Source organism: Ruegeria sp. YKSE079, from assembly GCF_059612845.1.
The window spans coordinates 1-20,746 of sequence record NZ_JBXWRJ010000011.1; the positions used below are offsets into that span (position 1 = coordinate 1).

The 20,746-nt window shown below is 56.6% G+C and carries 21 protein-coding genes and 1 tRNA gene; 13 read left to right on the forward strand and 9 right to left on the reverse strand.

Annotated elements, in window-relative coordinates; translation table 11 throughout:
* The 6 genes from plsX to AC2FMY_RS11665 form a co-directional block, all read left to right on the forward strand.
* Positions 1-1,051: phosphate acyltransferase PlsX (gene plsX / locus AC2FMY_RS11640; RefSeq protein ID WP_496807424.1), on the forward strand; the 1,051-nt coding region annotated here is incomplete at its 5' end.
* Between the two features lie 19 nt (positions 1,052-1,070).
* Complete coding sequence (locus tag AC2FMY_RS11645; protein ID WP_496747327.1) at positions 1,071-2,042, forward strand: beta-ketoacyl-ACP synthase III; 972 nt, start codon at positions 1,071-1,073, stop codon at positions 2,040-2,042.
* Positions 2,043-2,138: 96 nt separating this feature from the next.
* On the forward strand, positions 2,139-2,441 hold the full coding sequence (ihfA, locus tag AC2FMY_RS11650; RefSeq protein ID WP_480601149.1) for an integration host factor subunit alpha: 303 nt from the start codon (positions 2,139-2,141) through the stop codon (positions 2,439-2,441).
* An 18-nt stretch (positions 2,442-2,459) separates the two neighbouring features.
* Entirely contained in the window at positions 2,460-3,089 is a 630-nt protein-coding gene (locus tag AC2FMY_RS11655; protein WP_480749959.1) for a MerR family transcriptional regulator, read from the forward strand.
* Positions 3,090-3,149: 60 nt separating this feature from the next.
* Positions 3,150-3,226: transfer RNA gene (locus AC2FMY_RS11660), tRNA-Pro, on the forward strand.
* 58 nt (positions 3,227-3,284) lie between these two features.
* Entirely contained in the window at positions 3,285-4,364 is a 1,080-nt protein-coding gene (locus tag AC2FMY_RS11665) for a 2'-deoxycytidine 5'-triphosphate deaminase (protein ID WP_496747325.1), read from the forward strand.
* 243 nt (positions 4,365-4,607) lie between these two features.
* Here the strand turns inward: AC2FMY_RS11665 and scpB are convergent, their stop codons facing one another.
* The 6 genes from scpB to AC2FMY_RS11695 all read right to left on the reverse strand — a co-directional run bounded on the left by scpB (position 4,608) and on the right by AC2FMY_RS11695 (position 11,197).
* Positions 4,608-5,267: an SMC-Scp complex subunit ScpB gene (gene scpB / locus AC2FMY_RS11670; protein ID WP_496747323.1), complete on the reverse strand. Its 660-nt coding sequence runs from the start codon at positions 5,265-5,267 to the stop codon at positions 4,608-4,610.
* Entirely contained in the window at positions 5,260-6,054 is a 795-nt protein-coding gene (locus AC2FMY_RS11675; RefSeq protein WP_496747321.1) for a segregation and condensation protein A, read from the reverse strand. Before AC2FMY_RS11675 ends, scpB begins: the two co-directional genes overlap by 8 nt.
* Positions 6,044-7,051 (reverse strand): beta-N-acetylhexosaminidase, encoded by a 1,008-nt coding sequence (gene nagZ, locus AC2FMY_RS11680; protein ID WP_496747329.1) that lies wholly within the window; start codon positions 7,049-7,051, stop codon positions 6,044-6,046. Before nagZ ends, AC2FMY_RS11675 begins: the two co-directional genes overlap by 11 nt.
* On the reverse strand, positions 7,048-8,124 hold the full coding sequence (locus AC2FMY_RS11685; protein WP_480749954.1) for an SPOR domain-containing protein: 1,077 nt from the start codon (positions 8,122-8,124) through the stop codon (positions 7,048-7,050). Before AC2FMY_RS11685 ends, nagZ begins: the two co-directional genes overlap by 4 nt.
* A gap of 88 nt (positions 8,125-8,212) precedes the next feature.
* Positions 8,213-9,958, reverse strand: a complete 1,746-nt coding sequence (gene argS / locus AC2FMY_RS11690) for an arginine--tRNA ligase (protein ID WP_496747319.1) — start codon at positions 9,956-9,958, stop codon at positions 8,213-8,215.
* A gap of 81 nt (positions 9,959-10,039) precedes the next feature.
* Positions 10,040-11,197, reverse strand: coding sequence for a deoxyguanosinetriphosphate triphosphohydrolase (locus AC2FMY_RS11695; protein ID WP_496747317.1), 1,158 nt, complete (start codon positions 11,195-11,197; stop codon positions 10,040-10,042).
* Positions 11,198-11,273: 76 nt separating this feature from the next.
* Here AC2FMY_RS11695 and AC2FMY_RS11700 point away from each other — a divergent pair, with 76 nt between their 5' ends.
* Together AC2FMY_RS11700 and xth are read left to right on the forward strand one after the other, a co-directional pair.
* On the forward strand, positions 11,274-11,597 hold the full coding sequence (locus tag AC2FMY_RS11700) for a HesB/IscA family protein (RefSeq protein WP_480749951.1): 324 nt from the start codon (positions 11,274-11,276) through the stop codon (positions 11,595-11,597).
* A 281-nt stretch (positions 11,598-11,878) separates the two neighbouring features.
* Positions 11,879-12,658 (forward strand): exodeoxyribonuclease III, encoded by a 780-nt coding sequence (gene xth / locus AC2FMY_RS11705; protein ID WP_496807425.1) that lies wholly within the window; start codon positions 11,879-11,881, stop codon positions 12,656-12,658.
* A 5-nt stretch (positions 12,659-12,663) separates the two neighbouring features.
* On the opposite strand, the gene AC2FMY_RS11710 is transcribed toward xth, so the two are convergent.
* Both AC2FMY_RS11710 and dksA read right to left on the reverse strand, forming a co-directional pair.
* Entirely contained in the window at positions 12,664-13,815 is a 1,152-nt protein-coding gene (locus AC2FMY_RS11710; protein WP_496807426.1) for an FAD-dependent monooxygenase, read from the reverse strand.
* A 71-nt stretch (positions 13,816-13,886) separates the two neighbouring features.
* Positions 13,887-14,309, reverse strand: coding sequence for an RNA polymerase-binding protein DksA (gene dksA / locus AC2FMY_RS11715; protein WP_480750007.1), 423 nt, complete (start codon positions 14,307-14,309; stop codon positions 13,887-13,889).
* A gap of 373 nt (positions 14,310-14,682) precedes the next feature.
* Here dksA and AC2FMY_RS11720 point away from each other — a divergent pair, with 373 nt between their 5' ends.
* The 5 genes from AC2FMY_RS11720 (at position 14,683) to AC2FMY_RS11740 (ending at position 18,814) form a co-directional block, all read left to right on the forward strand.
* The gene (locus AC2FMY_RS11720; protein ID WP_480749948.1) at positions 14,683-15,528 is read left to right on the forward strand and encodes an AAA family ATPase; all 846 of its coding nucleotides are present in this window, start codon (positions 14,683-14,685) and stop codon (positions 15,526-15,528) included.
* Between the two features lie 103 nt (positions 15,529-15,631).
* Entirely contained in the window at positions 15,632-16,087 is a 456-nt protein-coding gene (locus tag AC2FMY_RS11725) for a GNAT family N-acetyltransferase (protein ID WP_480749947.1), read from the forward strand.
* The gene (locus AC2FMY_RS11730) at positions 16,084-17,451 is read left to right on the forward strand and encodes a DUF2927 domain-containing protein (RefSeq protein WP_496747311.1); all 1,368 of its coding nucleotides are present in this window, start codon (positions 16,084-16,086) and stop codon (positions 17,449-17,451) included. The genes AC2FMY_RS11725 and AC2FMY_RS11730 overlap by 4 nt, the downstream gene beginning before the upstream one ends.
* Positions 17,452-17,457: 6 nt before the next feature.
* Positions 17,458-17,625: an apolipoprotein acyltransferase gene (locus AC2FMY_RS11735; RefSeq protein ID WP_496747310.1), complete on the forward strand. Its 168-nt coding sequence runs from the start codon at positions 17,458-17,460 to the stop codon at positions 17,623-17,625.
* A gap of 4 nt (positions 17,626-17,629) precedes the next feature.
* A complete protein-coding gene (locus AC2FMY_RS11740) occupies positions 17,630-18,814 on the forward strand; it encodes a vWA domain-containing protein (protein ID WP_496747308.1) in 1,185 nt (394 codons plus the stop codon).
* A gap of 14 nt (positions 18,815-18,828) precedes the next feature.
* Here the strand turns inward: AC2FMY_RS11740 and AC2FMY_RS11745 are convergent, their stop codons facing one another.
* Positions 18,829-20,688, reverse strand: coding sequence for a hypothetical protein (locus AC2FMY_RS11745; protein WP_496807427.1), 1,860 nt, complete (start codon positions 20,686-20,688; stop codon positions 18,829-18,831).
* Between the last annotated feature and the right edge of the window lie 58 nt (positions 20,689-20,746).

Genomic DNA, 20,746 nt, shown 5'->3' on the forward strand with positions numbered 1-20,746 from the left:
CTCGGTTGACGCCATGGGCGGGGACGCGGGTCCTTCGGTCGTTGTGGCGGGCATCTCGATTTCGGCCAAGAAGAATCCGGAAATCGGATTCATCCTGCACGGCCCGGAAGAGCAGCTGCGCAAACTGGTTGCCAAACGGCGTGTCCTCGAGGGACGCGTCGTTTTTCGTGATTGTACCGATGTCGTCACGATGGAGGACAAGCCAAGCCAGGTTGTGCGCAACGGCAAGCAAACCTCGATGTGGTCAGCGCTCGACTCGGTTCGCGAGGGCGAAGCACATGGCGCCGTGTCCTGCGGCAATACCGGTGCGCTCATGGCCCTGTCCATGATGCGGCTGCGCAAACTGCCCGGTGTGAACAGGCCTGCCATCGCGATTCTGTTTCCGTCGCGAAACCCGCAGGGGTTCAACGTCATGCTCGACGTGGGCGCGGATGTTAGGGCGGACGCCAAGGATCTGTTGCAATTCGCGCTCATGGGCGCCTCTTACGCCCGCAACGGCATGCGCCTGTCACGCCCCCGGATCGGACTGCTGAACGTCGGCACCGAAGAGCACAAGGGCCGCGCCGAGTTAAAAGAAGCGCATGGCCTGATCGCAGAGTTTGCCGAGCAGGCAAATTTTGAATTCGCCGGTTTTGTCGAAGGCAGCGATATCACCGGCAAACGGGCCGATGTGATCGTCACTGACGGCTTTACCGGCAACGTGGCGATCAAGACCGGCGAAGGAACGGCCAGTCTGATCGGCGATCTCTTGAAAGAAGCGTTCAAATACTCTCCGCTGTCCCGTCTGGCGTCAGTTCTGGCGATCACGTCACTGCAGCGGTTGAAGAAAAGAATCGACCCGCGCCGCGTCAACGGCGGCGTGTTCCTGGGTCTGAACGGAACAGTCGTAAAATCTCATGGCGGTGCGGATGCGACGGGTGTTTCCGCAGCGGTGAAACTTGCGTTCACGCTGGCAAAGTCCGGATTCTCGGAAAAACTGGCGGCTCGGGTTGCAACAACCTCGGAGCTTGCTCAAGATGACGGTCAGGCAGCATCGCAGGCTGGACAATAACAAAAGGCGGTAACCGGGCATGGCAAGCCGAGCAGTAGTAGTAGGTGTCGGGCATTATTTGCCGGAACGCGTGGTCCCAAATTCGGAATTCGAAGTGACACTGGACACGTCGGACGAGTGGATTCGCACCCGCTCGGGGATCGAGCGCCGTCATTTTGCCGCCGAAGGCGAAACCACGTCGGATCTGGCGACTTGCGCAGCCGAGGCCGCATTGAAGGATGCGGGACTGACCGCTGAAGATATCGATGCCATAGTACTCGCCACGTCGACCGCCGACCTGACCTTTCCATCCGCAGCGACCATGGTGCAGGCCCGTCTGGGTATGACCAGGGGATTTGCCTTTGATGTCCAAGCCGTCTGCGCAGGTTTTGTCTATGCGCTCAGCAATGCGAACGCGCTGATCCTGTCGGGGCAAGCCAAACGCGTGATGGTCATCGGAGCCGAAACGTTTTCGCGAATCATGGATTGGACCGATCGTTCGACTTGCGTTCTGTTTGGTGACGGCGCCGGGGCAGTGATCCTTGAATCACAAGAAGGTGAAGGCACAGCAAAAGACCGGGGCATCTTGTCGACGGATCTCAACTCGGACGGACGGTACAAGGATCTGCTTTATGTCGACGGCGGAGTTGCAACACAAAACACCGGCTATCTACGCATGCAAGGCAACCAGGTGTTTCGCCACGCGGTGGATAAGCTGGCCAAAACCGCAGAAACCGCATTGGGCAAAGCTGGCTTGAGCAGCGCGGATGTAGACTGGATCGTGCCGCATCAGGCCAATATTCGCATCATTCAGGGCACCGCAAAGAAAATGGGCCTTCCAATGGAACGGGTTGTCGTCACGGTGCAGGATCACGGAAATACGTCGGCAGCATCCATCCCTCTGGCCCTATCCGTTGGTAAGCAGCGCGGACAAATCAAACCGGGTGATTTGATCGTAACCGAAGCAATCGGGGGAGGCCTTGCCTGGGGCGCCGTCGTCCTAAGATGGTAACAGGCGCGATAGCGCTTACACAGCCGCCCGCAATTCATTGATATTGACAGCGAATTTACCCTCCCCCTATGCTTTGCCAACAACAGGGGAAATGGCATGAGTGACAAAACACTGACTCGGATGGATCTGAGCGAGGCTGTCTTTCGCGAAGTCGGACTGTCGCGCAACGAAAGTGCACAGTTGGTCGAAAGCGTACTGGACCATATGTCTGACGCATTGGTGCGGGGCGAACAGGTCAAGATTTCGTCTTTCGGTACTTTCAGCGTTCGCGACAAGACCGCTCGCATTGGCCGTAACCCCAAAACCGGAGAAGAAGTTCCGATCCAGCCACGACGCGTGCTGACATTCCGTCCCTCGCATCTGATGAAAGACCGCGTCGCCGCCGGAAACCGCAAATAACTTCGGGATCGAGAGGACATGAGCAAATCTCCCGACGCATTTCGCACCATAAGCGAAGTTGCGGATTGGTTGGGGGTACAAGCCCACGTCCTGCGCTTTTGGGAAAGTCGCTTTTCTCAGGTCAAGCCAGTCAAGCGGGCTGGGGGACGACGCTATTACCGCCCCAATGATATGCAGTTGCTCGGTGGGATAAAACGGCTGCTGCACGATGACGGCCTGACAATCAAAGGGGTTCAGCGCATTTTGCGTGAAGAAGGAGTCGCCCATGTCGCACGATTGTCGCAAAGCCTGGATGAACCGGCGGTTCAACAGGCCTCGGCCAAGGGCAACGTAATACCCTTCATGGAACATGCGGACACCCGTCCGACGGCCACGCAAATGGACATGGACCTTGGGGACCCTCCCGCACCACGGCCTCCCCTCGGGAGCAATGCGTCGACCGGGCTTGCAGGTGAATTCAAGACTGAGGACGATACCCCAAAAGTTGCGGTTCATAGCGAGATCGAATCTGATGGCACGGAATCGGGAGTTCTGGCAAAACTTTGGTCGATCGATCGGTTTGACAAGAAAAAACTGGTCCTGATTGCTCCACTCGCGCGTGATCTGAGGGCATGGCTGGATAAGGTCGACAATCAGGCAGCGGGATAAGAAAAAGGCAATGTTTTTCTCTTGCTCCTGCCGGGAAAACCATTATGAACACCCCAACGTCGGGCTATGGCGCAGCCTGGTAGCGCGTCCGTCTGGGGGACGGAAGGTCGCAGGTTCGAGTCCTGCTAGCCCGACCAAATCACACCGACGTACCATATCCGCAGGCCAGAACATCTGGCCCACAGGGGGATCGGCATGACAGGCGTATGCCCGAACCAGCAAATCGAGCAGATGATCGAACGCGGCCAGATTGCCGCAACACACCCGATCCTGGCGGCGCAAGTGCAGCCAGCAAGTCTTGATCTACGTTTAGGAATAGTTGCTTACCGTGTCCGCGCCTCGTTTCTGGCGGGCGAAGGCAACACGGTCCAAGACCGGCTTGAAGAATTCGAGATGCACCGCATCGACATCAGCGATGGCGCGGTTTTGGAAAAGGGCTGCGTCTATCTGGTGCCGCTGATGGAATCGCTCGCCCTGCCCCCGGACATGAATGCGGTTGCAAATGCCAAGAGTTCTACCGGGCGACTTGATCTGCTGACACGAACCATCACCGACAGCGGCACCGAGTTTGACCGGATTGCATCGGGTTATGTCGGACCGCTCTATGCTGAAATCTGCCCCCGATCTTTCTCGGTTCTGGTACGTCCCGGGATGCGGCTCAACCAGATCCGGTTCCGTCAGGGTCAGGCGATCTTGTCTGATACCGATCTAAGGACGGTGCACGCCAAAACTCCGCTGGTGGATGGCCCTGCGGTTATTCAGGACGGACTTGGGTTTTCCGTTGACCTGCGTCTACCCAACACTGATTTGGTGGGCTATCGCGCCAAACCGCATACCGGGGTTATCGATTTAGATCGAATCGGTGCCTATGAGCCGTTGGAATACTGGGAAGAAGTGCGCAGCAAGGATGGGCGCATCATTCTTGATCCCGGCGCGTTCTATATTCTCGTCAGCCGCGAGGCGGTTCACATTCCCCCGATGTATGCCGCTGAAATGGCTCCCTATCTCGCCATGGTCGGCGAGTTCCGGGTGCACTATGCGGGTTTCTTCGACCCCGGTTTTGGACATGCGGCCGCTGGCGGTGCGGGATCACGCGGGGTGCTGGAAGTGAGATGCCACGAAGCGCCCTTTGTGTTGGAGCACGGTCAGGTTGTAGGTCGCCTAGTTTATGAACAAATGGCCGAGTTGCCGACCCAGTTGTATGGCGCGGGCATCGCGTCGAACTATCAGGGTCAAGGCCTAAAGCTGTCAAAGCACTTTAAGGCGCCGTTGTAACCTACTACGTTGACTTAAAAACGTATAAACTTCCGCATCTGGCGCGAAATGCGTTGTGCCTGTCGAAATTTCTGTTTTTGATCTCGCGAGAGCTTTTGTCTCGGCTGCGTCTTTTCAGCCGAGGTGGCTTGGTCATCCAATCTGCGGGTCGCGGCGAAATCGACCCCAGTGTCGACGCCACGCTTTAGCAAGTGGCGTATAGCCTCTCGTACAATCCGGTCAATCAACCTGTTCAGGTTCATGTCATTCCTCTTCGAAGAGTTCGGACTGCCCGTCCTCACCTTCTACTTCGTCCCGCCCTTCGCCTATGGGCATCGCTCCGGGTGGTGGACGATTTTCCAACAATCCAGCGGCGCGCAGTTCTTTCAGGCCCGGAAGATCGCGGGCGCTTTCAAGGCCGAAATGGTCCAGAAACTGGGGGGTCACCACAAATGTCACGGGACGACCCGGCGTCATACGCCGCCGGCCCAACCTGATCCATTCCATTTCCAGCAACTGGTCGATTGTTCCGCGCGAGACAGAGACACCGCGAATTTCCTCGATTTCGGCGCGGGTACAGGGTTGGTGATAGGCGATGATCGCCAGCATCTCGATCGCCGCGCGGCTAAGCTTGCGTGTCTCAACCGTTTCCTTCTGCATCAGAAAGCCCAGATCGGGGGCAGTTCGAATAGCCCAGGCCTCACCCACCTGAACCACGCGTACACCCCGTCCTTCGTAACGCTTTTTCAGTAACTCCAGGGCCTGGCTGGCATTACTTCCATGCGGCATCCGGGCTTCGAGATCGGCAATACTGACTGGTTCGGCGCTGGCAAAAAGCACCGCTTCGACCATACGTTCCTGTTCAGCCAAAGGAGGGGCATCGAACAGGTTCCCCGAAGTGTCATTCTGGGTCGCGTCAGTCACGTCGCTCTGTCCTCTTGCGCAATTGGATTGGGGCGAAGGTATCACTTTGGCGGATTTCCATATGCCCTTCCTTAACCAGTTCCAGAGAGGCGGCAAAGGTTGCCGCCGTTGCCGATCGGCGACGCATCGGGTCGGCGTTCCAACCGTTTGGTAAATAGCTGGCCATGTCCGTCCATGTGCCGGCAAAACCGATCAGCGGACGCATACGCTCCAACGCTTGTTCCATCGTGAACACCGCGTCGCGATCCATGACGAATGGGCGGAACTCATCACGGGTGCGAATGCGAGCATAGCCCTGCATCAGATCAAGCAGCGTCGCCGAATAACTGACCGTGCGGATACGTGTGACATCTTCACCCTGGCCGCGCCTGAAAAAGTCTCGTCCCAACTGGTCCCGGGCCATCAGCCGCGCAGCCACATCGCGCATCGCTTGCAAACGTTCAAGCTGGAACGCGAGATGGGCGGCCAGTTCCTCGCCCGACGGGCCTTCTTCATCAGGATCCGGGGGCAGTAGTAGCCGTGACTTCAGAAAGGCTAGCCATGCCGCCATCACGAGATAATCTGCGGCCAATTCAATTCGCAGTGCGCGGGCACGCTCCACGAAGGCCAGATATTGATGCGCCAACGCCAGAACCGAAATCTTGCGCAGATCTACCTTTTGCGTTCGCGACAAAGTCAGCAGCACGTCGAGTGGGCCTTCGAAGCCGTCGACATCAACGATCAACGCCTCGGCCGCCAAGCGATCCGTGACCGAGATCGTATCTTCGGTAAAAAGGTTATCCGACATACACCTGCCCGCCCATGAGGCGAGATAGTTCCGCCTCGGCGGCGTCGATGTCAAGTTCCTGCGGTGACTTGCGCATCGCTAGCGCCTGTTCGGCACGTTTTTGTGCGGCCTCCGTCATCTCTCCGGCGGCTTCCATCACCGCTGTACGTTCCGCGAGGGTTCCATTGCAGTGCAAAACCACATCACATCCGGCAAGGATCGCACGCCGGGACAAATTGCCCAACGAGCCATTGAGAGCCTTCATCGAGATATCGTCGGTCATGATCAACCCGCCGAAACCGATCTTTTGGCGAATAACCTCCATCATACGTGGCGAAATGGTCGCCGGCTCGTTGTCGATACGGTCATAGACCAGATGTGCAGTCATCCCCATCGGTAGATCGTTTAGCGCGCGGAAGGACGCGAAATCGGTTTGTTCAAGCTCTTCCAATGTCCGGCCTACATGGGGTAGGTCGAAATGGCTGTCCAAGGTCGCCCGGCCATGTCCAGGGATGTGTTTGACCACAGGCAACACGCCACCATCAAGATGGCCCTGCGCCACTGCGCGACCCAATCTCGATACGGTATCGGCATCGCGGCCATAGCAACGATTGAGCAGAAAAGAGTGTGTTTCAGGCTGTGCCACATCGACCATTGGCGCGCAGTTGCTGTCGATACCCAAGCCCATCAACTCGTGGGCGATCAGACGGTACCGCAGGTACATCGCGCGTTCCGCGTTATCTCCTGCCCGATCGGCATGATCCAGTGGCGGCAACCACTCCCGCGCAAGAGGCGCATGCAATCGCTGCACCCGACCACCTTCCTGATCGATGGTGATCGGGCAATCACGCCCCACTGCGTCGCGGAAATCACTGCACAAGGCACGGACTTGGTCTGCAGTATCAATATTGCGGGCAAACAAAATGAACCCGAACGGGTTCAGTTTGCGAAACCGCTCTTTTTCCTCAACCGTCAGGCGAAGACCTTCGGCATCGGTAATCGTGGCCCCGAATCTCACCGCACGGAAACCGGGATACAATCAGCCCCCTGTGCCACCAATGCCGCACAGAACTGACGTGAATCACTCAGATCCTCAAACCCCATTGCGCGAAGACGATAGAATGTCCGCCCGCCGCTCGAGGTTTTTTGAATAACCCTTTGCTTTCCATCCATATAGTCGCCGAAACGACCAAAAAGCCGGTCCCATTCAACCTGAGCAACTTCGGCGCTTTCATAAGCGCCAAGCTGTGCAAGTCGTGTTCCAACTGCCAAGGTATCGGGATCAACATCCAGACCTGCGGCGGCTTTGACCGCCGCGTTGATGGCGGCCTGGGTATCGCTGCTCAGCTCGGTCCCGCTTGGCGTGGCCCGCGCAGGCCGACGGATCGGTCGAAGAGATTTGCGCACGCCTGGCTCACTAAGCAGAGCGTTGTCGGGCTGGCTCGCGATCAGATCGGCAGGATCGATGGCCGGTTCCTCATCGGGCAGTTCGAGAGCGGCGAGTTGCAACTCGTCCTGTTCCAGTGCTTCCACCGGGTCTTCGTTGGTGCCCGACAACTCTGCAACCAAAGAATCGACAGTGTCCTGCCGCAGGTCAGCGGCTTCCTGATCAGAGATTTCTTCTTCGACCACCAGTACGGCGGGCGTGGGCTTCAGCAAGCCCATCGGCGCGTCTTCATCGACGAGCGAAACTGGTTTTGGAGCCAGGATGAGACGATCGGCAGGAGGCGCCGCGGACCCCTGCGCCGCAACTGTGTTGACCGCCAATCCCTGATGATCCGCCGGAGTGCCGCCCGGACTTTCGGGCTGGATTCGCATTGGCCCCTCAATCGCACGCACGACCGGAACGCCGCTGACATCACGCATCACCAGTTTGTAACCCCAGATGCTGATACCTGCGACCAGCGCCAGCGAGGCAACGGCACCAAGAACACTGACCATCCGGCCAAAACCGCCCGACGGCGGGAGAGCGTCCGAGAAATCGGAAATGTCCTGATAATCCGGATATTCCTCATCACCCGGAGAATGCATCTGATCCGTATGATACTCGTTCGCGGGGCCTGACAGCCCCGACTGATAGTAACTCGCCATATCCGCCTCACTGCCCGCATGCATCCAGCTCGGACGCGCGGGTCATTTCTTGCCTTGCTCCTCGGGCCGGCGGTTCGGGTGATATTGATTATCGCATCTCCTGCGCCGGCTTGACCCCAAGAATACCCAAGCCAGCCGAAATCACAACCGCAACGGCACGCGCCAAGGCTATTTTCGACTGGCTTGTGGCCACATCGCCATCCTGAAGGAAACGCAGCGAAGTTTCTTCGTTGCCCCGATTCCAGAGTGCATGAAAATCTCCTGCGAGTTCATAGAGATAGAACGCAATCCGATGCGGTTCATTCGTTCGCGCGGCAACTTCCACCAGACGTGGCCATTCGGCCATCTTTCTGGCCACTGCGAGCTCAGCCTCGTGATCGACCCGGGTCAAATCAGCAGCGACAAGTGTCGGAATGTCAGCCTGGATACCGGCCTCTTCGGCGCGGCGCAGTACGCTCATGATACGAGCATGAGCGTACTGAACATAAAACACTGGGTTCTCGCGGCTTTGTTCCAGCACCTTGTCGAAATCGAAATCCAAGGGAGCGTCATTCTTACGTGTCAGCATCACGAAACGGGTCACATCCGGGCCAACTTGATCTACAACGTCGCGCAACGTGACAAAATTCCCGGCCCGCTTTGACATTTTGAATGGCTCGCCATTCTTCCAAAGCTTCACCAGTTGGGTCAACTTGATATCAAGCGACACCTTGCCATCGGACAGGGCCGACACTGCAGCCTTCATCCGCTTCACATAACCTCCGTGGTCGGCGCCAAAGACATCGATCAGAGCGTCATAGCCGCGCGTAACCTTGTCATAGTGATAGGCGATATCCGGGGCGAAATATGTCCAGCTGCCATCCGATTTCTTGACAGGGCGGTCCACATCATCGCCATGCTCAGTAGATTTGAACAGAGTCTGTTCGCGTGGTTCCCAGTCCTCGGGTTTTTTTCCCTTTGGCGGTTCCAGTACACCTTCGTAGATCAGCCCTTTGCTGTCCAGCGACTCCAACGCCGCCTCGATCCGACCGGTGCCGTAAAGAGATTTCTCCGAGAAGAATACGTCCATCTCGACGCCGAGTTCTTTCAAATCGGCGCGGATCAGATCCATCATCGCATCGGTCGCGAAGTTTCGGATATCCTCCAGCCACTCAGATTCCGGACGATCAATCAGGCTGTCGCCATATTTGTCTTTGAGTGCCTCACCGATAGGGATCAGGTAATCGCCTGGATAAAGACCTTCGGCAATCTCGGGACTCAGCCCGTTGGCCTCGCGGTAACGTTCATAGGCCGACCGCGCCAGAACATCGACCTGAGCACCGCCGTCATTGATATAATACTCGCGGGTCACCTCATAGCCGGCATAGTCAAGCAGGCTAGCCAGCGCGTCGCCAAATACCGCGCCGCGTGTATGCCCAACGTGTAAAGGCCCGGTCGGGTTCGCCGAGACATATTCAACGTTAACTTTTTTGCCTTGCCCCATGTCGGAGCGCCCATAACCAGTCCCTTCAGACAGAATCGCCGACAAAACGCCTTGCCAGACCGATGACGCAAGGCGCAGGTTCAAAAAACCAGGGCCAGCAACTTCGGCATCGGTGATACGCACGTCGGAAACAAGTTTTGCAGCCAAAGCTTCGGCGATATCGCGCGGTTTCATCTTTGCTGGTTTGGCCAGCACCATCGCCGCGTTGGTCGCCATATCACCGTGTGCCGCATCACGCGGCGGTTCCACGGCGACATTGTCAAAGCTTAGTCCTTCGGGCAGCACGCCCTCGGATTGCATCTGTACCAGCGCGCCCAGAACGAGGCCGCGGATGTCGGAAAACAGGTTCATCGTGATGTCCTTTTGCTTGCCCGGCGGTTTATCACGCAAGACGACAAGGTCAATGGAACGCTTTGCCTTACTGCATCGCGTTCAGATCCGTTTCAGTTCGCCCCCGGTCAGGCGTGCATGGTCTTGCAGCGCAAACCGGTCGGTCATGCCCGCGATATAGTCAGACACCAATCGGGCCAGCGCGGTCTCATCCTGAGCTGTCTCAATGTCGGTATGCCAATGGCGCGGCAACTGTCTGGGATCGTGCAGATAGATCGGAAACAGCTCGTCTACGACTCTGGCAACCTGCGCGCGCACTTCCATGACGGACGGGGCGCGATACATGCGGGAAAAAAGGAAGGCGCGTATTTCTTTCAACTGCCCCCAGAGTTTGGGAGAGAACTGGATGACGGGGTAACCCAAGGCGCGTATTTCTTCTACGGATTTGGCGCCCGATTGCAAGAACAGTGCAAGTGAGGTTTTGATCACGTCCGAGACCATGACGCCAAAAACGCGCCGCAGCGCCTCGTGCCGACGACGATAGGCGTCAAGTTGCGGATAGGCCCGATCCACCTCGGCATAACAATCGCCCACAATGGGCAAAGCCGCGATTTCCTCGTCGGTGAACAAACCTGCCCGCAACCCGTCATGTAGGTCGTGGTTATTATAGGCGATATCGTCCGACAAGGCGGCCACCTGCGCCTCGGCACTGGCATGGGTGTGCAGTTCCAGGTCAAAGGCGGCATTGCATTCCGCCAGGGCCCAGGGCAACTCGCCAACAACCGGACCGTTATGTTTGGCAATAGCTTCAAGCGTTTCCCAGGTCAGGTTCAGGCCATCAAACTCGGCATAATGCCGCTCGAGCTTGGTGACGATCCGGATTGCTTGGGCATTGTGGTCGAACCCTCCATATGGCTTCATCAGCGCGTGCAGCGCGTCCTCGCCCGTGTGTCCGAATGGCGTGTGGCCCAGATCGTGAGCCAAGGCGACAGCCTCAGTCAACTCGGCGTTCAAACCCAGGGCACCTGCAATAGTCCGTGCTACCTGCGCCACTTCGATGGAATGGGTTAGACGAGTGCGATAGCTATCACCTTCGTGCTCGACGAATACCTGCGTCTTGTGCTTGAGCCGTCGAAAGGCGCTGGCATGGATGATCCTGTCGCGGTCTCGTTGAAAGCACGACCGGAAACTGCTTTCCTCTTCGGGTACGCGCCGCCCTCTTGCACGCTCGGGTGTCGAGGCAAAAACCGCTCTATCCAAAGCTCTAGTCCTTGTGACCTGTTGTTGCGCTTTCTATATTGTAGGTCGCTTGAGAAGAAAACCTTCGGAGATCGTTATGAACCTGCCCCCCAGAGTCACGGATCGCGCCTTTGACCGCCTGGCTGAAATCGGCGCGGCAGAGCAGGGTCAGGCCTTGCGCGTGGCAGTCGAAGGCGGCGGATGTTCTGGATTTCAATACGAAATCGCTCTGGACACACCAAAAGACGACGATCTGGTATTAGAAGGGAACGGCCAAAAAGTCGTTGTGGATGCAATCTCGCTGCCATTTCTGGAGAATGCAACGATCGATTTCAGCGAAGAACTGATCGGTGCGAGGTTCGTGATCGATAACCCAAATGCTACCGCGTCTTGCGGGTGTGGCACCTCATTTTCCATGTAAGCGTCAGTAGGGGCTTTGCCCCCAAACCCCCAAGATATATCCGGCAATGTAAAGCAGGGCTCAATATCCGGATTCAAAGCCAGAGAACTCAAAATTAAGCGAGCATCGGCATCTCCGCCTGAACCACTCAATTGTCTCGAAGAAATTGGCTAAGGATCCGGTTACTAAATCAACTGATGCTCACCCCGGAGCGCGAGGCAGAGCCGCGCAAACGACCTCAGCACCTTGCCGTCGGGTCGGTTCTACGCGATAGGTTGCCTCAGAATTACGGAGGATCGCGCATGAAAATCGCCACATTCAATATCAATGGCATTAAGGCACGAGCCGAAGCCTTGCCCCGTTGGCTGGATGATGCGCAACCAGACGTGGTGCTGCTGCAGGAAATCAAGTCTGTCGACGAGAATTTTCCGCGCGAATTGTTCGAGGAGCGTGGGTACAACGTCGAAACTCACGGGCAGAAAAGCTTCAACGGCGTGGCGATCCTTTCAAAGCTGCCGCTGGAGGGTGTCACGCGCGGATTACCCGGCGATGACCACGACGAGCAGGCCCGATGGATCGAGGCGACAGTTGTGGGCAGGACCGCTTTGCGTATCTGCGGCTTGTACCTTCCGAACGGGAACCCGGTCCCGGGTCCGAAATATGGATACAAACTGGCATGGATGGAGCGCCTTTATGACCGTGCAAAGGCGTTGCTGGCGTCCGAGGAGCCGGCGCTGATGGCAGGTGACTACAACATCATTCCTCAGGTCGAGGATGCCAAGCGCCCGGACGCCTGGCGTGAGGATGCTCTGTTTCGTCTGGAGAGCCGTGAAGCGTTCCGCAAAGTCCTAAATCTCGGCTTTACCGACGCGTTCCGGGCATGCACGCAAGGCCCAGGTCACTACTCTTTCTGGGACTACCAAGCTGGGGCTTGGAACAAGAATGATGGCATCCGGATCGATCATTTCCTGATGACACCACAGGCCGCTGACCTGATGCTGGACTGTCGCATTGACGCCGAAGTGCGCGGGCACAACAAGCCTTCGGATCACGTGCCGGTCTGGCTGGAAATAGATATCTGACCCGATCAGGCGGTCACGTCATAGTCGTAGATCCACTCGTAACGACGGCTGAGCCTCGGCCCAATTGTTGCCAATGCCAATTGCGCAGCCAAACGTAGTGGCCCGCGAAGATGGAAATTTCGCGCATTGTTTGCCGCCGCCGCGACCACCTTTTGTGCACGTTTCACTCTTGCGTCCTCGTACGTCGCGAGAGCTTGCGGGATACTGCTTGCGCTTTCGAACGATCGAGCCAAAACCCATGCGTCTTCCAGGGCCAGACACGCGCCTTGCGCCATGAATGGAAGCGTTGGATGCGCGGCATCGCCCAAAATAGCCATATATTCGTTATGCCAACGGGACGCGACGGGGCGCAGGAAAAGAGCCCAAAGGAACGTATCCTGCACCTCGCTCAGGATCTCGGCAACTTCACCGCCGAAGTCATGGAACCGGGCACGCAGATCATCCGGGTCACCTTTCCGACGCCACCCCTCCTCGCGCCAGTCGGAACGCTCTTCGACAGCCACAATGTTCATCAATGCATGATTTCGCAAGGGATACAAAACGACGTGGCGACCCGGTCCTATTGTGAGGCTGGCGTTCGTCTGCTTGGGTTTCTCACTCCAGGGGATTGTCGCGCGCCAGGCAACCTGATGCGTGAATTCCGGCGCTTCCTGTTCGTTCAACTCGGCCCGTAATCGGCTGCGGCCACCATCGGCAGCTATGACGCAATCAGTCGCGAGTTGTTCGCCGTCATCCAATTCGATTGTTGCGCCGTCCCCATCAGGCCGCGTCGCCACGACCGTTTTCCCAAGATTGATCTGGACCCCGTACCGAATAGCCGTTTCGTACAGCAAGCCGATCAGGTCGGCGCGATGAAAGTAATAGGTAGGCCCGATGCGCGGCACAGGCAATTTGGCGATGCGACGTCCGGTTCGATAATCTCGCACGACGGTACCGCTGGAGCACAGTCCGGCTCGCGGCGCATCGTCTATGATGCCAAGGGCACGCAGGACCACAATGCCGTTCGCACTGATCTGCAGCCCGGCCCCGACCTCGGCGATCTCCGGCGCCTGTTCGAGGATCCGAACCAAAGCGCCACGTTTTCGCAGCGCGATAGCGGCGGCAAGGCCTCCGATACCGCCCCCCACCACGCAAATTCTTAATCCAGTGATATCCATTCCGTTGGCATAACGAAAAAACGCCGAAGCGAAAGGCCCCGGCGTTCAATTCATCAAAGATGACTCAGCGATCAATCGTCGCGGTGAACTTTTTCGCGCCGTTCGTGCCGTTCCTGTGCTTCCAAAGTCATGGTCGCGATCGGACGTGCATCCAACCGCTTGAGCGAGATCGGGTCACCGGTTACTTCGCAATAGCCATATTCGCCCTCGTCGATCCGACGCAGCGCGGCTTCGATTTTGGCGACAAGTTTTCGCTGGCGGTCGCGGGTGCGTAATTCCAACGCGCGATCCGTCTCCTCGCTGGCGCGGTCGGCAACGTCGGGAATATTGCGCGTATTTCCCTGAAGTCCTTCAATCGTGTCGCGGCTTCCCGCCAATAGTTCACTTTTCCAATTCAACAGCTTACGACGAAAATACTCAAGCTGGCGATCATTCATGAAAGGCTCATCTTCGGCCGGACGATAGTCCTCCGGCAGAAAAACTTCCTGTTTCATATCTGCTCCCTCGGCATGGCCGGACGCGTCGGTCATTGTTGCTTCACCTGACAATCGGCTCTCTCCTACTGCGGTGCGTTTATCCGACGGAACGAGGAATGTCACTACACAAACGCCGCGAAATCCGACCCGAATATCAACTTGTCTAAATATGAGACATCTTGCAGAAGAACCTTGTTTTTCTGTGATCTTTGTCTGGCATTTCTGCGGCACCATAGCTAAAGGCAAAGCGCTGTGCGCCGAATCAAGATCCCTTCGGTTACTGGCCAATGAGCGATCCATGCGACCCGGCGTCGGACTTGTAAATCGCCGCACCCGCGAGTAACCCGATGGCATCACCTATTGCTCTGATCAGCCGATTGACGAGAGATTCATGACCACACGTTTTCAAGGTACCGCTGAATATGTGGCGACCGATGACCTGAACATCGCCGTGAATGCCGCCGTAACACTGGAACGCCCCCTGTTGGTCAAGGGTGAACCTGGAACCGGCAAAACCGAATTGGCCAAACAAGTGGCTGGCGCGCTTGGGCTAAAGATGATCGAGTGGAATATCAAATCCACGACGCGGGCACAGCAAGGCCTGTACGAGTACGACGCGGTGAGTCGTCTCAGAGACAGCCAACTGGGCGAAGAGAAAGTTCACGACGTCAGCAATTATATCAAACGCGGCAAGCTGTGGCAGGCGTTCGATGCCGACGAGAAGGTGGTTTTGCTGATCGACGAAATCGACAAGGCCGATATCGAGTTCCCCAATGATCTGTTGCAGGAACTCGACAAGATGGAGTTCCACGTCTACGAGACCGGCGCGACGGTTCGGGCCAAGCATCGGCCCGTCGTGATCATCACGTCCAACAACGAAAAAGAATTGCCGGACGCCTTTCTGCGGCGTTGCTTCTTTCATTACATCCGGTTTCCCGACGAACCGACGATGCGCCGGATTGTCGAAGTTCATCATCCTGGTATTAAGGAAGCCTTGCTCACAACAGCGCTAACCCAATTTTATGAAATCAGGGAAACGTCAGGCTTGAAAAAGAAACCGTCGACGTCAGAAGTGCTTGATTGGTTAAAACTGCTTCTGGCCGAGGATCTGAGCGCTGAAGACCTGAAACGCGATGGGGCCAATGCTCTGCCGAAACTGCATGGGGCGCTGTTGAAGAATGAACAAGATGTTCATCTTTTCGAGCGCTTGGCCTTTATGGCCAGAAGACAACGCTAGACGGAGTTCGCAATATATGTACCCCTGCCCGCTTGCCTTGGCCGGAGCAGGATGCGACCATGCTATGCGATGAGACCAGTGCAGGCTGGCCAAAACCGGGGATATGAGCGTGACCAGTGAACTCCTGATCAGGGAATTGCGCCCAACGGACCGCTCCGAATGGGCCGAGATGTGGCAGGACTATCTGGTGTTCTACGAAACTTCGGCGACGGATGACATCTATGAAAGCACGTTTGCGCGGCTGCTGGGGGACAATCCTCAGGATTTCTCATGCTTCGTGGCCGAGCTTGATGGGCGACTCGTGGGACTCACTCATTACCTGTTTCACCGACACGCGTGGAAGATTGAAAACACTTGTTATCTGCAAGACCTGTATTCCCGCCCTGAAACTCGTGGACGCGGAGTTGGTCGTGCTCTGATCGAGGCGGTCTATGCCGAGGCTGATCGGCAGGGCGCGCCGTCGGTCTATTGGCTGACGCAGGAGTTCAACGAAACTGCACGCAAGTTATATGATCGCGTCGGCAAACTAACCCCGTTCGTCCGGTACAACCGCCAATGATACGTTTCGCCGCCCTGATATTGTCTACGATCCTTGCCGGATGCAGCACCTTTCCCCCGCAAGAAACCGCCACACGCTCGCAGATAGCTAGCAGTGTTCTGCCGCCGATGAAAAGCTTTACGACCGCGCACCCGAAAGCACCAACGCGGTCGAACGCCAATATTGCGGCAGATTTCCTTTCGTTGCATTTCGAGTTGGAAAGCGGACGCGAACTCCCCGTTTTCACGCGCTTTGAAACGCCAATCACGGTACGCGTCACCGGGTCGCCGCCTCCGACCATGACTGCCGATCTGGACCGTTTGCTGACACGGTTGCGCAGCGAAGCCAGAATCGACATTCACCGCACATTCGAAAGCAACGCGAACATTACAATCGAAGCGGTCAGCCGCGACCAGATCCACCGCGCGCTTCCTCAGGCCGCCTGTTTCGTTGTTCCCAATGTCTCAAGCCTGGCAGAATACCGCCGCGACCGGCGCAGCCCCAAGACCAACTGGTCAACCCTGACAAAACGGGAGCGGCTGGGCATCTTCATTCCCTATGACGTCAGTCCGCAAGAGGTCCGAGACTGCCTGCACGAAGAACTGGCGCAGGCATTAGGGCCACTCAACGATCTCTATAGATTGCCGGATTCAGTCTTTAATGACGATAATGTACATACCGTTCTGACCGGGTTCGACATGCTTGTTCTGCGCGCGACCTATTCACCTGAATTGCGCAGTGGCATGGGGCGCGGACAAGTGGCGTCGGTTCTGCCGGGGCTGCTGAGCCGTCTCAATCCGAACGGCGATTTCGTTCGTTCCGCAACATATTTCGAAACCCCTCGCAGTTGGATCGAGGCCGTACAGATTTCTTTGGGACCAAACGCCGATCCATCGCAGCGCCGCCGGGCCGCAAATCGTGCTGCCGTGATCGCCGAGCAATCTGGATGGAACGATCAGCGCCGCGCCTTCCCGCATTACCTTATCGGGCGGATGATCCAATTGGATGACCCCGAGCAAGCGCAGCTTCATTATGGTACTGCACTACATTTTCTATCTCAAACACCGGACACGGAGTTGCACCGTGCCTATGTCGCGGCCCAGACTGCGGCATACGCGATCTCGCAGGGCGATGGCACCACGGCCCTGCGCCAGATCAACCCCAGCATCGACGTGACCGCCCGCGCCGAGAATGCAGCAATGATGGCCACTCTGATGATGCTCAAGGCCGAGGCGCTGGATCTGACCGGCAAACCGGATCAGGCCCGCAACCTGAGGCTGGACAGCATTGGATGGGCGCGCTACGGGTTCGGCTCGGATTGGGAGGTTCGCTCGGTGATGGAAGACATCGCACTCTTGAACCCTCGCAAAAGATTGGGCGGATAAGAACAGATGATCGTTTTGGCTTTGGCCGCATTGGGGGCAATCGTGGGTGGTCTGACTGCCCGTAGACGCAACGGTAGCCGGGCGGATATTGCCCAATATTCCGCCGGATACGCCATTGCGTTTGCATTGGTGGGAATGGTCGCCACTTTGATGGTCCACAGGTTCATGGTTTGACACAATGTTCCTGCCTTTCTTCGAAAATCTCAGGAAAGCAGGCGTTCCCGTATCGCTGCGCGAATATCTGACCTTTCTCGAAGGAATGAAGCGGGGATTGGCTACCTACGACATCGAGGCATTCTATTACCTTGCCCGTGTTTCGATGGTGAAGGATGAACGCAACATCGACAAGTTCGACCGCGCCTTTGCCGCGAGCTTCAAGGGGTTAGAGGAGATCGGATTCGAACGGGTGTTGGAAGCCGTCAACATCCCTGCAGACTGGTTGGAAAAGATGGCCGAGAAACATCTGACCGATGAGGAAAAAGCCGAAATCGACGCTCTTGGCGGCTTTGAAAAGCTGATGGAGACACTGCGCGAACGGCTCAAGGAACAACAAGGCCGACATCAGGGTGGTAACAAATGGATCGGCACTGCCGGTACCTCGCCTTTTGGCGCCTATGGTTACAATCCCGAAGGGGTACGGATCGGCCAAAAGGAAAGCCGTCATCAACGCGCAGTCAAGGTCTGGGACAAGCGCGAGTTCCGTAATCTGGACGACACAGTCGAGTTGGGCACCCGCAACATCAAGGTGGCGCTCAAACGTCTGCGTCGTTGGGTTCGAGAGGGCGCCGCGATGGAACTTGACCTTGACGGAACCATCCGCGCCACTGCAGAGCACGGCTATCTCGACGTCAAGGAACGGCCCGAGCGTCACAACGCGGTCAAGGTGATCCTTTTCCTGGATGTGGGAGGATCAATGGACTCGCATATCAAGGTCGTCGAAGAACTGTTCTCGGCGGCGCGCGCCGAGTTCAAGCATCTGGAATACTACTATTTCCACAACTGCCTTTATGAAGGCGTCTGGCGCGACAATCGTCGCCGTTGGGACGCACAGACACCTACGCACGAGGTTCTGCGCACTTATGGGCCTGACTACAAATGCATCTTCGTGGGAGATGCATCAATGTCACCCTATGAAATAGCTTACCCCGGTGGCGCCAACGAACACTGGAACCCCGAGGCCGGACAAATCTGGTTGCAACGCGCCCGCGAGCAGTGGGCGTCGAACCTGTGGATCAATCCAGTCCCCGAGAAATACTGGGACTATACCCATTCCATTGGCATGATCCGAGAAATCTTTGATGACCGCATGGTCCCGATGACGCTGGCCGGGTTGGAACAGGGCATGCGTGGTCTAACCCGCTGATTGCGACCAGAACCTTATTGATCGATCCTCAGACTTTCCAGCAACGACGGAACACCTGATCCACTTTCGGGCAGTTCAACATCCAGAAGCACTTCTCGTTTGGCCGGTATCTCGCCTTGACGCCCGGAAAACAGCACAAGCCGATGCGGGCGATGCGTCGTTTCCAGATAGAGTGTTGTCGGCTGGCTGTTCTGGAAATTGCCACTTACCATTTCAGCATCGAGCCGGAACTCGACCTGATAATTGTTCTGCACGGTCTCACTCAATCTGCGCGCCTGTTCTTCAGTCATGGGAATTTCGGAAACCTGCGGGAAAAACGTGTTTCTCATACCGAAACCGATCGGCAGCGACTGATAATTCTGATTTTGAACGCTAAAACTTTGTACTGGCAGAACCTTCCTGACAGGGTCGTAGGCGCCGACCTGAAGGGCCCCGCTGAAAGTCATCATTGTCGGCCCTCGGGTTTCACCGAATTCGGTCAAGACCTGTGCAGCGGTTTTTTTCGGTTGTACGCCACTATTCACATAAGTCTGCGCCAGATATTCCGCGACAGCATCACTGTCCGACAATGTTCCGATCGCGCGCACGAAATCCTCGCCGAAGGATACCGGACGCAAGAGAAATTCTGCGACCTGATCCGCCATTGTCTGACGGTCAGCCAAAGCCGGGGTGTAGTCGAACAGTATTTGAGACAGTCCCGGATCGGCAAACAGCGCGATTTGTTCGAGTTCCGTATCGCGCACGTGATGGCGGTTGGAAGCATAATGTTCCAGCGACGGCGGAACGTTTGGCGTTATCCGGGCAAAAACTGCCAGATAGAGACGATTGTCATTGCGCTGCCGCAGATAGTTGTCCAGTTGTCGCGCCTGCTCCACGCTTGCAACAAGTTCGTTCGGCAAGACGATGCCATCAAAGGCATTCGACACTTGCATGTTTCTCCAGCGTGGCGCGTTGTAGCCGCGTAGTTGTTCGCCATTCAATGGGAACGACCCAGTGTTAAAATCATACTCCCCAAGTTGAATCGCAGCCACATGGTAAACGTTGATCGGGCCGGTTTGACGACGTGTATCCAGCCCCTGCGCCAATTGGGTGCGCACCCGGTTGGCCAGATCCCGGCGCTCGAATACGGACCATTGATGTGCCTGTTTACCGGCAAGCGGCCCCTGGAATTGCTGGTATTCCACCGGCGTCAGCATACGTTCCGCGATCTCAACGGCCAGTTCGTCGTTTTGAAGGAATTCAGGGTGCTCGGCATAAGCACGAGCAGCCAATACGCGGGACCAGATATCGTCGTTATTGAGCGGCAGGTATCCTCGAACCGACTTCACCGGTCCAAAAACTCCTGCAAATTGCTCTATCGCCAATCCCGGCTTGATTTCGGGCTCCGCGAATCCTGCCGTTTTTGGCTGTTCGACTTCAGACGCAGTTTGCGCAACCGTCTCCTCAGTTGATTCCTCCGGTTTGTCTTCAACAGTTGGATCGAGTAGCCAGCCATTGTCGCGCTGCACAGTGAATGAGTATTGAACACCACGGTCCTCGCCTGACACCGCCAGTTCTTCAACATCCGGACAGCTTTGCGCCAAGCCTTTTGCCATCTGTGATACCATCCGATTCACTGGAGAACGGTCTTCGGCGAAGAGTTCCGTTGCTGGGCCTTCCAGTATGAATTCGGGTGGTTCCGAACAGTCTATCGATGATGGTGCTGATAACGTCAGCGCACCTTCCGAAATTTCAATGCGATCCTGTGCCTGCGCGATTGTCGCAGACAATGCTAATACAGAAAGAGCACATCCGCCCCTGTGCCAAACATTCATAACCATTTCCCCGAAACAAATTGCTTTCATCGATTGTGCGGCCACGTCTTTGATTGTCAAGAATTTGGAGCTTTTCAAATTCCGGACGTCAAAAGTACGCCTTGCCGGGATTGTCCGC